This window comes from Sphingobacterium sp. 2149, assembly GCF_031455655.1.
In the GTDB taxonomy this organism is placed as follows: domain Bacteria; phylum Bacteroidota; class Bacteroidia; order Sphingobacteriales; family Sphingobacteriaceae; genus Sphingobacterium.
In genome coordinates, this window is the sequence record NZ_JAVDTD010000016.1 from 16990 (window position 1) to 31982 (window position 14993).

Annotated in this window: 11 protein-coding genes; 6 read left to right on the forward strand and 5 right to left on the reverse strand. The window is 41.5% G+C overall.

Features of this window, described 5'->3' with window-relative positions; all coding sequences use genetic code 11:
- Together J2X77_RS20750 and upp are read right to left on the reverse strand one after the other, a co-directional pair.
- On the reverse strand, positions 1-474 hold the full coding sequence (locus J2X77_RS20750; protein WP_310082306.1) for a ribonuclease H-like YkuK family protein: 474 nt from the start codon (positions 472-474) through the stop codon (positions 1-3).
- A 104-nt stretch (positions 475-578) separates the two neighbouring features.
- Positions 579-1226: a uracil phosphoribosyltransferase gene (upp, locus tag J2X77_RS20755; protein ID WP_209578746.1), complete on the reverse strand. Its 648-nt coding sequence runs from the start codon at positions 1224-1226 to the stop codon at positions 579-581.
- 284 nt (positions 1227-1510) lie between these two features.
- Between upp and uvrB the strand changes: the two genes are divergently transcribed.
- The 4 genes from uvrB (at position 1511) to J2X77_RS20775 (ending at position 6391) form a co-directional block, all read left to right on the forward strand.
- A complete protein-coding gene (gene uvrB / locus J2X77_RS20760) occupies positions 1511-3544 on the forward strand; it encodes an excinuclease ABC subunit UvrB (RefSeq protein WP_209578745.1) in 2034 nt (677 codons plus the stop codon).
- Between the two features lie 148 nt (positions 3545-3692).
- Positions 3693-4724, forward strand: coding sequence for a glutamate 5-kinase (gene proB / locus J2X77_RS20765; protein ID WP_209578744.1), 1032 nt, complete (start codon positions 3693-3695; stop codon positions 4722-4724).
- Positions 4721-5971, forward strand: coding sequence for a glutamate-5-semialdehyde dehydrogenase (locus tag J2X77_RS20770; protein ID WP_310082309.1), 1251 nt, complete (start codon positions 4721-4723; stop codon positions 5969-5971). The genes proB and J2X77_RS20770 overlap by 4 nt, the downstream gene beginning before the upstream one ends.
- 12 nt (positions 5972-5983) lie before the next feature.
- A complete protein-coding gene (locus tag J2X77_RS20775) occupies positions 5984-6391 on the forward strand; it encodes a hypothetical protein (protein WP_209578742.1) in 408 nt (135 codons plus the stop codon).
- 156 nt (positions 6392-6547) lie between these two features.
- On the opposite strand, the gene J2X77_RS20780 is transcribed toward J2X77_RS20775, so the two are convergent.
- The gene (locus tag J2X77_RS20780) at positions 6548-7684 is read right to left on the reverse strand and encodes an acyl-CoA dehydrogenase (RefSeq protein ID WP_310082312.1); all 1137 of its coding nucleotides are present in this window, start codon (positions 7682-7684) and stop codon (positions 6548-6550) included.
- Between the two features lie 316 nt (positions 7685-8000).
- On the opposite strand from J2X77_RS20780, the gene J2X77_RS20785 reads away from it, so the two are divergent.
- Positions 8001-8636, forward strand: coding sequence for a peroxiredoxin (locus tag J2X77_RS20785; RefSeq protein ID WP_209578740.1), 636 nt, complete (start codon positions 8001-8003; stop codon positions 8634-8636).
- A gap of 163 nt (positions 8637-8799) precedes the next feature.
- Here the strand turns inward: J2X77_RS20785 and J2X77_RS20790 are convergent, their stop codons facing one another.
- Complete coding sequence (locus tag J2X77_RS20790) at positions 8800-9906, reverse strand: serine protease (RefSeq protein WP_293879483.1); 1107 nt, start codon at positions 9904-9906, stop codon at positions 8800-8802.
- A 24-nt stretch (positions 9907-9930) separates the two neighbouring features.
- Entirely contained in the window at positions 9931-10503 is a 573-nt protein-coding gene (locus tag J2X77_RS20795; protein WP_209578738.1) for an RNA polymerase sigma factor, read from the reverse strand.
- A gap of 392 nt (positions 10504-10895) precedes the next feature.
- On the opposite strand from J2X77_RS20795, the gene J2X77_RS20800 reads away from it, so the two are divergent.
- Positions 10896-14942 (forward strand): glycoside hydrolase family 2 TIM barrel-domain containing protein, encoded by a 4047-nt coding sequence (locus J2X77_RS20800; protein WP_310082314.1) that lies wholly within the window; start codon positions 10896-10898, stop codon positions 14940-14942.
- Positions 14943-14993: the final 51 nt, after the last annotated feature.

Consider the following 14993-nt stretch of genomic DNA (forward strand, 5'->3'; position numbering starts at 1 on the left):
TTATTGAACCTGTTTATTGGCACAGTTGGTACTGGCAAAAGACTCCGGCTTAGCCTTAAAGACAAATCCCATACCCATAATATAGCCCATGGCTTCTTTTAGAGCAACATTCGACTGGAAACTTGGATTGGTGTTGATGTCGGCGTGGACTTCAAGGTCCACTTTGTGTTTTTCGAGGAGGGGGCAGAGTTGATAGGCTATATCGATGGATTTTTGCACTTCGAGCAGCATCCTCTCTTTAATGCTCATTCGGTGATGCCTTTTGTCAGGTTGGATAAACATAAATCCACCTTTATGTTCCCTGAGAAAGACGATGACTGTTGCGAAGTCGATGATGCCCCGCTTGACTTGGGAATCGGTGCCGATGTAAACCTTGAGCTTATTCCCGAGGGCGTCTTCGCGTTTTATGACTTCTTCAACAGCATCGAAAATTGTGGAGCGAATGGATTCGCCATTGTATTTTTGCCATCTCATAGCGATATAAATTAGATATAACAAAATTCAACTTCATCATTGACATAAATTTACTGAATTTCAATGAGCTAAGTGTTAATTTAATTTTAAATAATTTATCCACATTAGTGGTGTTTTGCACCATAGGCCAGATCTCCTGCATCGCCGAGTCCCGGCACAATATAGGCTTTGGAGGTCAGTTCGCGATCGACGTCACCTACCCAGATGTGCGCTGTTGGAATAAACGCCTGCACATGATTTATTCCTTCTTCGGAAGCGATGGCCGCAACAATGTGCAATTCCTTGATGTCATATTCGGCCAAAAGATCCCGGCAGCATAACACGAGACTTTTTCCTGTCGCCAGCATTGGGTCCACTACAATCACGGTGCGGTTGTCTAAATTGGGGGTATTCACATATTCTTTGTGAATCTCAAACTCGCCGCTTTTTTTGGTATGTCGGTAGGCGGCAATAAACGTATTGTCGGCGCGGTCAAACACATTTAATAGCCCTTGATGAAACGGAAGACCCGCTCTCAGAATCGTAGCGAGCACGGGTTGTTCCATCAGGAGTTGAGTTTTGGCCACACCCAGCGGAGTTTCAACTTCAATGGGCGTGTAGGTCATCGTCTTGCTGATCTCATAAGCGAAGATTTCACCCAATCGTTCCAAATTCCGGCGGAAACGCATGCGATCCTGCTGAATATGAATATCTCTCAACTCGGCGATAAAATGATTTGCAATGCTATTTTGGGTAGATAGAATAGTAACCATGACGTGTGTGCTAGTTCAGTGAAGCTAAAGATAATAAATAATCAATTGAAAGTAATAACATCTACGGTATTATTATAGTTTGCACTCAAATGGTAAAATTTTTAGTAAATTTGTTTTACAACACTACTGGATGTGGCCTGGATCGCATCTCGAAAAAACGTCCTGTTTGCAGATTAAAATCATCGGTTTAAAAAGAACAGTTTTGTGCTTGCCGCTCAAACTATTACTGGTGCAATGTTTGCTGGAAAAGGCCGAGATAGTTTTGTTTAAGAAATAGGAAGTATATGAAATTTGAATTGACATCAGAGTATAAGCCGACCGGCGATCAGCCCGAAGCGATTAGGCAATTGGTTGCTGGAGTAGAGCAGGCAGAGCAATACCAAACGCTTTTGGGAGTGACAGGATCGGGTAAGACCTTTACTGTGGCCAATGTGATTCAGGAAACGCAAAAGCCAACATTGATTTTAAGCCATAATAAAACGTTGGCGGCTCAATTGTACGGTGAATTCAAGCAGTTCTTCCCCAATAATTCGGTCAACTATTTTGTGTCCTATTACGATTATTATCAACCCGAAGCTTTTATTGCTTCTACAAACACTTACATCGAGAAGGATTTAGCGATTAACGAAGAAATTGAAAAGTTGCGCTTGGCCACCACTTCCGCTTTGATGTCGGGGCGTCGTGATGTCGTTGTGGTTTCTTCTGTGTCTTGTATCTACGGTATGGGAAATCCAGAGGATTTCTCCCGTTCTATCTTTCGATTCGGCGTAGGGATGACGGTTACGAGAAATGCTTTTCTGCATAAATTAGTTGAAATTTTATATTCACGCACGACCACAGAGTTTAAACGTGGTACATTTCGCGTTAAAGGAGATACTGTGGATATTTATCCAGCGTATCTGGATTTTGCAATTCGTGTGTCCTTCTTTGGGGATGAAATTGATGAATTGAGTGAGATAGATCCTGTATCTGGTAAAACGCTCCATAAAATGGAAGATTTAGCCCTTTTTCCGGCCAATCTTTTCGTTACGCCGAAGGAAAAATTTAAAGAATCGATTTGGGCTATTCAAGATGAATTGATGCAGCGGAAAACCCAATTGGAAGCCGAGGGCTTGATGCTCGAAGCAAAGCGTTTAGAGGAACGTGTCAATTATGATTTGGAGATGATGCGCGAGCTGGGTTATTGCTCAGGAATAGAAAATTATTCCCGCTTTTTCGACGGTAGGCAGCCAGGAATGCGTCCTTTCTGTTTGCTGGATTATTTTCCGGAGGATTATCTGTTGGTCATTGATGAAAGCCACGTGACCTTACCCCAATTGCGTGCAATGTACGGTGGCGACCGATCACGAAAAGTCTCTTTAGTGGAACATGGATTCAGATTGCCTGCGGCTTTGGATAACAGACCCTTAAACTTTCCGGAGTTTGAATCTTTGACGAACCAGACAATTTATGTGTCAGCTACTCCTGGTGATTATGAACTGCAACAGACAGAGGGTGTGGTGGTTGAACAGGTGATTCGTCCTACGGGGCTCCTAGACCCGATTATTGAAGTGAGACCAGCGATCAATCAAGTCGATGATTTCTTGGAAGAGGTGGATAAGACCATCAAAGAAGGTGGGCGTGTGCTGGCAACTACACTGACGAAACGTATGGCGGAGGAACTTTCCAAATATATGACCAAGCTGAACTTAAAAGTTCGTTATATACACTCGGAAATTAAAACCTTGGAGCGGGTAGAAATCTTACGCGGCCTTCGATTAGGTGAATTTGATATTTTGGTCGGCGTGAACTTATTGCGTGAGGGACTTGATTTACCGGAGGTTACGCTGGTTGCTATTCTCGATGCAGATAAAGAAGGTTTTTTGCGTTCTGAACGTTCGCTTATTCAGACGATTGGTCGGGCTGCCCGGAATGATAAAGGTCGGGTTATTATGTATGCAGACAAAATGACCGACAGTATGCGTGTGACGATCGATGAAACTAATCGACGTCGGGACAAACAGATGAAATATAACCAGGAACATGGCATTACTCCGCGTACAGTCGGCAAAACTAGAGAGGAAATATTGGAGCAGACCTCTGTCGCCGATTTCTCAGGTATTGAACCTAAAATTTATGTCGAACCGGATCCATCGCAGGCTGTTGCAGCTGATCCAGTGATGCAGTATCTGAGCGAGAAGGATCTGAAGAAAGCAATCGATAACGTCCGTAAGAAAATGGATAAAGCTGCGAAGGATATGGACTTTCTGGAAGCAGCGAAATATCGTGATGAAATGTTTTCCCTCGAGAAGCTTTATGAAGAACGGTTCTCCTTCTAAAGGGGCTTTTGTTTTCAGGTGCCTATTTTTTGTGGGTGAAGTGGTTTTTTTCTGTAAAATTATATTGTTCAATTGTTAACATATTTTGCAAAAATCAAATTCTTCTCAGTAAATTAGTGCTCAAATCTAAACTAAAGCATACTTGAAAATGAAAAAGCCAATTCTTGTTGTCAAATTCGGATCGGCTTCTATTACCACGAAAGAGGGAGAAGTTGATGAACGTATTGTTTTGGAGATCGCTAGGCAAATTGCTTCTTTACAAAAGAAATACAATATTGTCTTGGTGTCTTCTGGGGCTGTCGCTGCCGGTAAACGTTTTTTGCCCAATTATACGGGGACATTATCAGAACGTAAGGCTGCCGCTGCAATTGGAAACCCCATACTGATCAATACATATTCAACTTATTTCCGACCCTTCAAAATTTCTTTGGCGCAAAGCTTATGTGAACGACATCATTTTTCCAATCGGGATCAATTTCTGCAATTGAAAAATACATACGAGGAATTGTGGAAGAATAATGTTATTCCAATCGCAAATGAAAATGATGTGGTGAGCAATAAAGAACTAAAGTTTTCAGACAATGATGAGCTGGCAACCTTGATTGCTGTTGGCTTTGGTGCCGAAAAACTATTATTCAGTACTTCTGTCCCAGGAGTATTAGATACAAACAACAAGATTATACCGCAAATTGAAACAATCGACAGGGACATCCTGGGATTGGCAAGGAAGGACAAATCGTCGGTGGGACTGGGTGGAATGACGTCAAAATTGAATTTTGCCCGATTAGCCAATCAGATGGGGATTGCTGTTGTGATTTTTAGCATGCAAACTGAGGATGCCATTCAGAAAGCAGTGAAACATGAGACTGGTACCTTGTGCCTACCTGAAAGCAAGAAAATATCATCCCGTAAGAAGTGGCTTGCGAGCGGGAGTTTAATTAAAGGAGAATTGATGGTTGACCGCGGAGCAGAGGAAGCGTTATTAAAGCACAAGAGTCTTCTGGCTGTCGGTGTTACACGAATCGTCGAGCATTTTGAAAAGGGAGAAGTGTTAAATATTGTCAATCTAGAAGGCTTAACCGTGGCCGTTGCCCGGGCGAAAATGGATTCATCCGCTTTGTCCCAATCCAGTAAAAAAAATATAGAAATTGCACACGCAAATGATATCGTATTGTTATGAGTGAATCCATTGTAGAACAACTTCAGGCAGCGGCCAACGCAAAAAATGTATTGCAGAAGCTAGCACCTGAAACCAAAATAACGCTTTTAAATGCTATTGCAGATGCTCTTGTCGAACAGGAGTCGGTTATATTACAGGCCAATAAAAGTGATCTGGACCGCATGTCTGATGAAGATCCCAAAAAAGACCGTCTCTTGCTCAACGGTGATCGTCTAAGAAGTTTGTCTGATAGTGTGAAGCAGATTGCACAGTTAGCGGATCCAACAAACCAGCTCTTATTAAAAAAGGTGCTACCCAATGGATTGGAAATAGAAAAGATCACTGTTCCGCTTGGAGTTGTTGGGGTAATCTATGAATCGCGGCCCAACGTTACTATTGACGTTGCTGCTTTATGTATTCAATCGGGTAATGTTTGTTTGCTGCGTGGCGGTTCCGATGCCCAATATACCAATCAAGCTTTATTAACCGTAATCCATGGAATTTTGAACGAACAAGGTATTACGAAGGATATTGTACAACTGTTGCCTGTGGACAGAAAGCACGTTTCAGAATTGCTGGAGGCGACGTCTTATGTGGATATTATCATCCCACGTGGGTCGCAGTCATTGATCAATTTTGTGCGGGAAAACGCCAAGGTACCTGTGATTGAGACAGGGGCAGGAGTATGCCATACGTACGTCGACTGTACCGCAGATTTGGATATGGCAGCGAAGATTGTCGCGAATGCTAAAATTTCTAGACCTTCTGTCTGTAACTCCTTGGATACAGTTTTGGTCGATAAGGATGTTGTAACGGAATTTTTAGTTAAACTGGCTCCGTATCTCGAAGAGGCTCAAGTTGAAGTCTTTGCTGATGCTATTGCCTATCAGGTACTAAAACATGAAAATTTTTCAAATTTAAAGCGAGCAGAAGAGGCGGATTTTGGAAAGGAATTTTTAGATTTGAAATGTTCGGTAAAAACCGTTGACGGTTTGGATGAAGCGCTGGAACATATTGGAACATATTCTTCCAAGCATTCGGAGTGTATTGTCTCTTCTAATGAACTTTATATTGAACAGTTTTTAAATACTGTGGATGCCGCTGCGGTGTATTGCAATGCGTCGACACGTTTTACAGATGGCGGAGAATTTGGACTTGGGGCTGAAATAGGGATTTCTACTCAGAAATTACATGCACGGGGGCCATTTGCATTAGAAAAGTTGGTTACAGAGAAATGGATTGTCCGTGGAAACGGTCAGATTCGATAATAGATCTATACGATGGGAATAAGTTTTAAAAGAGATTTGATGGTACGCTGGGTGGAGGACATCGGGAAATTTCTGCGGATATGGATTGACGGTTACGATGCGTTTGCTGAGCCTGAAGATCCGGCCCAGTTTGCCGAAGCCTATCAGAAGTTTTTTGAAAGGGATCGGAGTTTTTATTTGAGTATTTCCGAAGCTGAGCTCACAGCTTATGCAAAAAATGACCTGGATGCGCAACAATTACATCCACTGGCGCTGACGCTATTATTTGATGGGTTGAATGCTACGGATGGTAGCCAGGAAAACTTACTTCGTAAAGCAAAGCTCATTCTGAATCTAGCTATGGCCCAAACAGCCAGCTTTGCTTTTCAAGATTACCAGTATCTAGCGATGATCGATAATAAATTGAAAACTATAGACTAGAGCAGCGAACTGTCTGCTAAGTTCATGTAGTATTGAAGTGCTATAGGAACTTCGAGTTGTGATATGAACGATACTGCGCTTAGCAGAGAAAATAAACGGGAGCTGTCAGTTATTAAACTGGCGGCTCCCGTTTATTAAGGGATTTTTAACGGAATGCTACCGCAAGATTTCTCGGGCAATAACCAGGCGTTGAATTTCGGAGGTACCTTCATAGATTTGGGTGATCTTTGCATCACGCATTAACCTTTCGACATGATATTCTTTTACGTAACCATAGCCACCGTGGATCTGTACAGCTTCTACTGTGTGTTTCATGGCAACTTCAGACGCATGTAATTTGGCCATAGCTGCTTCTTTACCGTAGGGAAGTCCTTGATCTTTAGTCCAGGCAGCTTTATATGTCAAAAGCCGAGCGGCCTCAATCTCGACCTCCATATCGGCCAATTTAAATTGAATAGCTTGATGTTCCGATATTGGCTTTCCAAAGGTCTTACGCTCTTTTGCGTAGGCCAAAGCAAGATTATAAGCGCCAGCAGCTATTCCCAAGGCCTGCGCAGCGATACCTATACGCCCGCCATCCAGCGTTTTCATGGCAAATTTAAAACCGAAACCATCTTCTCCAATACGATTTTCTTTGGGAATCTTAACATCGGAAAATAGGAGCGAGTGAGTATCTGAACTGCGGATGCCCAATTTGTTTTCTTTAGGGCCAATGGTAAATCCAGGCAGTCCTTTTTCAACGATTAAAACATTGATTCCTTTATGGCCTTTTTCAGGATGTGTCTGTGCAATGACAAGATAGATATCGGCATGCCCCCCATTAGTGATCCAGTTTTTTGTGCCATTTAGTAAATAATGATCCCCTTTATCTTCTGCAGTTGTATGTTGTGACGAGGCGTCAGAACCGGCTTCGGGTTCGGATAGCGCAAATGCACCAAGTTTTTCCCCCTTTGCTAAAGGAATCAGGTATTTCTGTTTCTGTTCTTTCGTCCCAAAAGCATTAAGTCCATATAATACGAGAGAATTGTGAGCGGAGACAATAACGGCCGCAGAGGCGTCAATTTTGGCAATTTCTTCCAGTACGAGAACGTAGGCTAACGTATCCATACCCGCACCGCCATAAATTTCCGGTGTCATGATGCCCATAAATCCAAGTTCGCCCATCTGTTTGACAAAATCGGTAGGAAATTTAGCGGATTCATCGCGTTCTATTACTCCAGCCTTTAATTCCTGGGCAAATTCCCGCGCTGCATCGCGGATCATTTTATGTTCTTCGCTTAATTCAAAATTCATGGTATTCCTATTTTTGGTTTATCAGTTACCAAGCCGATAACTAGCTATCTAATAAGGTTTGATCTCAAAAAGTTTTTCCTAACACATGATTAGTTTAGAAGCTCAATGTAAAGCCATACCCAAATATACAAAATATATATTATGCAAGCATAGTAATTACGCGATTAACTTTTGTGCTTTTGCATATTTAAACGGTGGATGAGATGACCTTAGTTTTTTCATATTAATTTAAAAAAATGAAGAATTACTTGTTTGCTAAATTTAATCTACTATATTTGTAGACTATATAATGTAAACACATTTAAAAAATAAGATTATGAGTTTAAGATTAGGAGATGAAGCGCCAAATTTTAAAGCGCAAACAACCATTGGTGAAATAGACTTTCACGATTATATTAAAGATAGCTGGGTCGTTTTCTTTTCGCATCCGTCAGATTATACACCGGTATGTACCACAGAGTTGGGGCGCACAGCAAAGTTAAAATCTGAATTTGACAAAAGGGGTGTAAAAGCCATTGCGCTGAGTGTAGATAATGTAAACGATCATTTAAACTGGATCAAGGATATTAATGAGACGCAAAATACAGAAGTGAATTTCCCGGTTATAGCCGATGAAGATCATCATGTATCCGAATTATACGATATGATCCATCCGAATGCTTCTGCAACAACTACGGTGCGTTCGGTATTCATTATAGGGCCTGACAAAAAAATCAAATTGACGTTGACTTATCCAGCCTCAACGGGTCGTAATTTTGATGAGATTTTACGTGTTATTGATTCGTTGCAGCTAACGGCAGATTACCAAGTGGCTACGCCTGCTGATTGGAAGCATGGGGAGGATGTTATTGTTGTCCCTGCGATTAAAACGGAAGATATTCCAGCTAAATTCCCAAAAGGATTTAAAGAAATTAAACCGTATTTGCGGACTACGCCGCAGCCAAACTTATAGTAATTTTGTTCTGTTGTCCAAAAGCCTCCATTGCATTATAACAGTCCGGTAAGTCGGAAGTGGTATGTGAGGTCAAAGGAAGAGAAATTAGCTAAAGATCAGAGTACAAAAAAAGCAACGTCGGGAAAACGTTGCTTTTTTATGTTGCTAAAAGATGCCGGTCTTAATAAACTTTGACCATATAAATATAGTCTTGCATTTTCTTGATTTGTTCTGTTCTTGGTAAACCTGCCAAACTGTTCTTTTTGTTGATCTTAAGACCCGTAACCAAAGAATCCGTTGGAATGTCCGCTAAAGCATTCAAGATTGATTTCGTTTTGATTGCAAAGGCGGCACCATCTATGCCACGTTGTTTTCCAGAAATAATACCAATCACATTACCTCTGCTATCCAATACCGGACCGCCACTGTTACCTGGATTGACAGGTACGGAAATCTGATAAGCGATGGTATCACCGGCATAACCTGTTGATGAACTTAGATATCCCTGACCATATACGGCTTCATCTCGGGGAAAGCCGATGGTATAAATATCTTCACCAAGATCTGAAGTTGATGTTTTGAATGTGTAAGGTAAGCTTTTAACTTTCTTAAAGTTCTTATCAGCGATGTACAAAATTGCCAAGTCTTTGCTTGGATCGGTATGTACGATTTGCGCTTTATACGATTCGCCTTTATTATTTTGCAAATAAATCGAATCGGCACCACTAACAACGTGGTAATTAGTGACAACATAACCATCTGTTGTCAACATAAAGCCTGTTGCGCCAAATTGGCTCTCAGTACCTTTCACTGATTTTTTGTCGTTGATATCTTTGATTGCAGCATTATGAGCATTGACGTTCTTTTTGACATTGTTCATGTCTCTACGCAATGCACTGTAATCGGAAGATGCCTTTTCGAGGTTGCTGTAATAACCGCTCAACCATAATGTGCCAAACACTGCAAATACCGCGACTACTGCAGCTACCAAAGAACTGGCTTTGATACGTTCCCAAAGTGAAATCACCGTTGATTGCTTCATGGGAACGACCTTGGTCGTTTTACTTTGGGATTTATGGTATTCTTTTGCTGATTGTGCCAATGCATTTTTGAAATCTAGACGATGGCTAGTTTCTTTCATATGGGCAACAAATTCGCGGTGTTGTTGTAATTGGGCAGCATAGGACGGGTGTTCAGCACAGAAAGATTCAAATGCAGCTTGTTCCTCGGCCGATAATTCGCCGCGAAGATATTGATCTGCTAATTCGAAAAATTCTTTTTGATTCATTGTTCCCATGGTGTTACTCAAATTTTAATCTGTTGAAAAAAATATTTTTTTCAGCCGTTGCAGGCATTTATACTTCTGAGTCTTGGCATTATCTGTATTGGTATAACCAAATTTTTCACAGATATCCTGCATCGAATGGTTTAAGATATAGAAGTCGTGTAAGATTGTCTTACAGGGTTCTCCCATTTTCTCTAAGGCAAGCTCCATTTGGTCGAACTTTTTTTCAAGTTCTTGATGCTGTTGTAGATCTTCTTCCTCAAATAAGGAATCTTCATAACCGCGAATGTCACTGTTGCCAAAACCAGCACGATTGAGTTGCTTAAGCCAAAGCCTTCTGCAAATCGAGTAAAGATATGTTTTAAGTTTGCTGCTGAGCTCAAAGTTCCCTTTGGAAACTTTATCGTAGAGCACAATGACAGCTTCTTGAAAGATATCTTTCGCTTCATCCTCCCTTCCATTATTTTGCAAGATCATATGGCTTATAGACGGATAGTAACGCTTATAGATAGCATCTATCGCCAAGCTGTTGCCGTCTTTGATGCCTTCAATGATTTGCTCATCATTTTCTAGCAGGACTGATTTACTGAATTTACTCACCTATTAATACCTTAATGCTTAAATTGTAACCCTTTGAAAAATAAAATTATTCGAAATAATTTCAAACGCAAACTTTTATTTGTTTAAAGCGAAATCTACCCAAAAATACTGCTTATTCCTGATAACCGAAAGCATTTGTTTTTTATTGGGATAGTGCAATCTATTTCTCAGCGCTGCAAGTTTTCCTGGGGATCTTTTTTTAATGTTGTTTTTTCCTTTGCATCTTATCTGCCAGAAGAACTTTCCTCGAATGATGAAGCACACGAAAGTGAGCGAAACGAGCTTTGATTGTATCGAAAAAGTTTCGCAATCGAGTGCTTTCATCATCTGCTTGTTATTACTATAAAATGAAGTTACATTTGGTTTCCTAGTCTAAATTGTTCAACGACATTATGTTAAGAAAATCTGTTATTTTTTCAACGATTCTAGCCTCCTTGCTATCTCTGAACCCAAGTTTCACGATAGGGCAGACAACCACATCCGCTATCGACGGTTTTCAGTATGGCACTTCACCGTCTCCAAAAGGGAATGAATGGGAATCGCCTCAATTATTATCACTGAATAAAGAACTGCCACATGCTTCGTTCTATTCTTTTAAAAACGTGCAAAGCGCAAGAAAAGTACTTCCCGAACACAGTAACTATTGGATTTCGCTCAATGGATCCTGGAAATTCAACTGGGTGAAGACTCCGGAGGAGCGGCCAAAGGATTTTTATCATCCTACCTATAATGTTGGTAGCTGGGAATCGGTGCCTGTGCCCATGAGCTGGAATATTTATGGTATACAAAAGGATGGAAGCTTAAAGTATGGCGTTCCTATTTATACCAATCAGCGTGTTATCTTTCATCATCAGGTAGAGGTCGGTGATTGGAAAGGTGGGGTAATGCGTACGCCTGCAGAGGATTGGACGACCTATGTTTATCGTAATGAAGTTGGATCTTACCGACGCAATTTTACAGTCCCTGCCGATTGGGACGGTCGGGAGGTATTTATCAATTTTGATGGTGTGGATTCTTTTTTCTACCTATGGATCAATGGTAAATATGTCGGTTTTTCGAAAAATTCAAGAAACGTTGCGTCTTTCAATATCTCACCTTATTTAAAAAAGGGTGCTGAAAATGTGTTGGCTGTTGAAGTTTACCGTAGTTCTGATGCTTCCTTTTTGGAAGATCAGGATATGTTTAGACTGCCCGGTATATTTCGCGGCGTTTCCCTGACTTCTGTGCCAAAAGTGCAGATCCGTGATCTGGCGGCTATTCCAGATTTGGATAGCAACTATGAAAATGGTTCCTTGAAAATTACCAGTACGATACGAAATCTCAGCAGTAAGCAGGCTGAGGGCTATAAAGTGCTATATTCACTCTATAAAAATAAATTGTATAGTGACGAAAATACGCTTGTAGACCAAACTGAAGCATCGGCAGTTGTTCCTGCGTTGGGCAGTCAGGCTTCTAATAGCGTAGCCACGACATTGAATGTGAAGAATCCGAATAAATGGTCGGCAGAGTTACCGTATCGGTATACTTTGGTGGCTGAATTGAAGGATAAGAAAAACAATACGGTTGAAACTATTTCCACCTATGTCGGATTTAGAAAAGTTGAGATCAAAGATACCGAAGCGGCAGATGATGAATTTGGGCTAGCGGGCCGTTATTATTACATCAACGGCAAAACCGTCAAACTAAAAGGTGTCAACCGGCACGAGACCAATCCTGAGCATGGTAAAGTGGTGACAAGAGAACAAATGGAAGCTGAGGTGAAATTGATGAAAAGAGCCAATATCAACCACGTTCGTAATTCGCATTATCCGGAACCTGCGTATTGGTATTACCTATGCGATAAATATGGGATTTACTTGGAGGATGAAGCCAATATCGAAAGTCATGAGTATTATTATGGCAAAGAATCGCTTTCGCATGTTCCTGAATGGAAGAATGCACATGTGGCCCGTAATATCGAAATGGTGCATTCGACCATTAATCATCCGGCTGTCGTCATCTGGTCTTTAGGAAACGAAGCTGGTCCTGGCGATAACTTTGTGGCAGCCTATCAGGCCATCAAGAAAATTGATACATCAAGACCTGTTCAATACGAGCGTAACAATGCAATCGTAGATATGGGGTCCAACCAATATCCGTCAATTGACTGGGTCAGAGGTGCTGTAAAAGGTACCTATAAATTGAAATATCCTTTCCATATCTCAGAATATGCACATTCCATGGGGAATGCTGTTGGTAACTTGATTGATTATTGGGAAGCCATCGAATCGACAAATTTCTTTATGGGCGGCGCCATTTGGGATTGGATCGATCAGGCCATGTATTATTACGATAAAAAGACCGGAGAACGCTTTCTGGCGTATGGTGGTGATTTTGGAGATAAACCCAATGATGGAACCTTTGTCAACAACGGATTGATCTTTGCCGATATGAAACCTAAACCGCAGTATTATGAGGTGAAAAAAGTGTACCAAAATGCAGGTGTAAAGGCTGTTGATATGCGGCAGGGTAAAATCGAACTATTTAATAAAAATTATTTTAAGGACCTATCCGATTATCTGGTAAAATGGTCGTTATTCAAAGACGGTGTAGAAGTAACAAATAGCAAAGGCACTATCAGTACAGCGGATTTGCCCAAGGCGCGCCAACGCAAGCAGCTTTTATTGCCGATAAATTACGCGAAGTTAGATGCTGGATCGGAATATTTTATGAAAGTGCAATTTATACTCCATGAAGATAGGCCATGGGCAACAAAAGGTTTTGTCCAGATGGAGGAACAGCTTTTCGTCAAAGCTGCTGAAAATAAACCGCTGATTTCATCTGTTGCAAAAGGAGGAGCTCCGGTGCTTTCCAAAGAAGGCGATTTACAAGTGGTGAAGGGAGATCAGTTTACGGCTAAGTTTGATAATAAGACAGGCTCGATTTACAATCTAGTTTATGCAGGCAAACAAATTATCCGTGATGGCGAAGGTCCTCAATTGGATGCCCTGCGTGCTCCGGTTGACAATGATAACTGGGCTTACCAGCAATGGTTTGAAAAAGGATTGCATAATCTGCAACATAAGGTTTTGTCTTCAAACAGCTATACCAAGAAAGATGGAACGATTGTATTGGCGTTTACGGTTGAGTCGCAAGCCCCTTACGGTGCGTCTTTGCTGGGCGGAACTTCGGGAACCTACACCCTTAGAGAACATAAAGACAAACCTTTTGGTAAGGACGACTTTAAATTTACAAGCAATCAGATCTGGACAATCTATAAGGATGGCTCCATTGAATTGTCTTCGAGTATTACATCCAATAATGCGAGTGTGGTCTTAGCGCGACTGGGCTATTCTTTGCAACTGCCTGCTGAATACAGCAACTATAGTTATTATGGCCGGGGACCGATCAACAATTATGCTGACCGGAAGACTGCTCAATTTATTGAAATGCACAAAAGCACCGTAAAAGATCAGTTCATACCGTGGCCCAATCCGCAAAATATGAGCAACAATGAAGATGTGCGCTGGACAGCATTGACAAATGATAATGGACAGGGAGTTGTTTTTGTTGCGAAAGAGCATTTAGCGACCTCGGCTTTGGACTATAGTGAGCTTGAATTGACGTTTGCACCACATCCTTCCCAATTGCCAAAGAGTTCGGGCGTCCACGTGCATCTTGATGCCGCGGTAACCGGATTGGGTGGCAATAGCTGCGGACAAGGGCCACCGTTGGACAAAGATCGTGTGAAAGCAGTACCAACTGCAATAGGCTTTATTATCCGTCCGGTTCAGAACAATGATATGAAGGAGAAGGTTCAGGTAGCGACTGCAGGAGATGCGCCAATATCAATCGTGAGAAGTTCCAATGGTGAAGTTTCGATGCTAGCAGGAAATAAAAGTGAGCCTGTATTGTACAGTTTGAACAACGCAAAACCACGTGTCTATAAAGCTCCTTTTGATTTACGGACCGGTGGTACCGTAACCGCTTGGTATCAGCATAATGAGAAATTAAAGGTAACACAACAATACACAAAAATCGAGACCATTCCAATGGAAGTTGTCTTTGCTTCAAGTCAGGAAACTGGTGAAGGTGATGCTAAAAACCTATTGGATGGAGACCCATCTTCGATCTGGCACACGATGTATTCGGTGACGGTAGCTCAATACCCGCATTGGGTTGATTTTGACGCAGCGCGTATCAAAACAATTAAAGGGTTCACTTTCCTGCCAAGACAGGATGGACCGAATGGTGATATTAAGGATTACAAGATTCAAGTAAGCAAGGATGGCAAGAATTGGGAAGAGGTGATGTCGGGATCTTTTGAAAGAAATAAAAAACTAAAAACTGTTCGATTTGAGAAGCCTGTTAAGGGACGGTATATCCGTTTTACAGGACTTAACTCACAACGGGGCGATGATTATGCTTCGGGTGCTGAATTTATGGTTATAGCGGAGTAAAACGACCCTGTGGACGCCCGTCAATATGAATTAAAAAAAGTGGGATTTGGC

What these genes read in the sequence shown, in the direction of transcription:
- J2X77_RS20750 (WP_310082306.1), bottom strand. Translation starts at nt 474, where the DNA reads ATGAGATGGCAAAAATACAATGGCGAATCCATTCGCTCCACAATTTTC.
- upp (WP_209578746.1), bottom strand. Translation starts at nt 1,226, where the DNA reads ATGGTTACTATTCTATCTACCCAAAATAGCATTGCAAATCATTTTATC.
- uvrB (WP_209578745.1), top strand. Translation starts at nt 1,511, where the DNA reads ATGAAATTTGAATTGACATCAGAGTATAAGCCGACCGGCGATCAGCCC.
- proB (WP_209578744.1), top strand. Translation starts at nt 3,693, where the DNA reads ATGAAAAAGCCAATTCTTGTTGTCAAATTCGGATCGGCTTCTATTACC.
- J2X77_RS20770 (WP_310082309.1), top strand. Translation starts at nt 4,721, where the DNA reads ATGAGTGAATCCATTGTAGAACAACTTCAGGCAGCGGCCAACGCAAAA.
- J2X77_RS20775 (WP_209578742.1), top strand. Translation starts at nt 5,984, where the DNA reads ATGGGAATAAGTTTTAAAAGAGATTTGATGGTACGCTGGGTGGAGGAC.
- J2X77_RS20780 (WP_310082312.1), bottom strand. Translation starts at nt 7,684, where the DNA reads ATGAATTTTGAATTAAGCGAAGAACATAAAATGATCCGCGATGCAGCG.
- J2X77_RS20785 (WP_209578740.1), top strand. Translation starts at nt 8,001, where the DNA reads ATGAGTTTAAGATTAGGAGATGAAGCGCCAAATTTTAAAGCGCAAACA.
- J2X77_RS20790 (WP_293879483.1), bottom strand. Translation starts at nt 9,906, where the DNA reads ATGAATCAAAAAGAATTTTTCGAATTAGCAGATCAATATCTTCGCGGC.
- J2X77_RS20800 (WP_310082314.1), top strand. Translation starts at nt 10,896, where the DNA reads ATGTTAAGAAAATCTGTTATTTTTTCAACGATTCTAGCCTCCTTGCTA.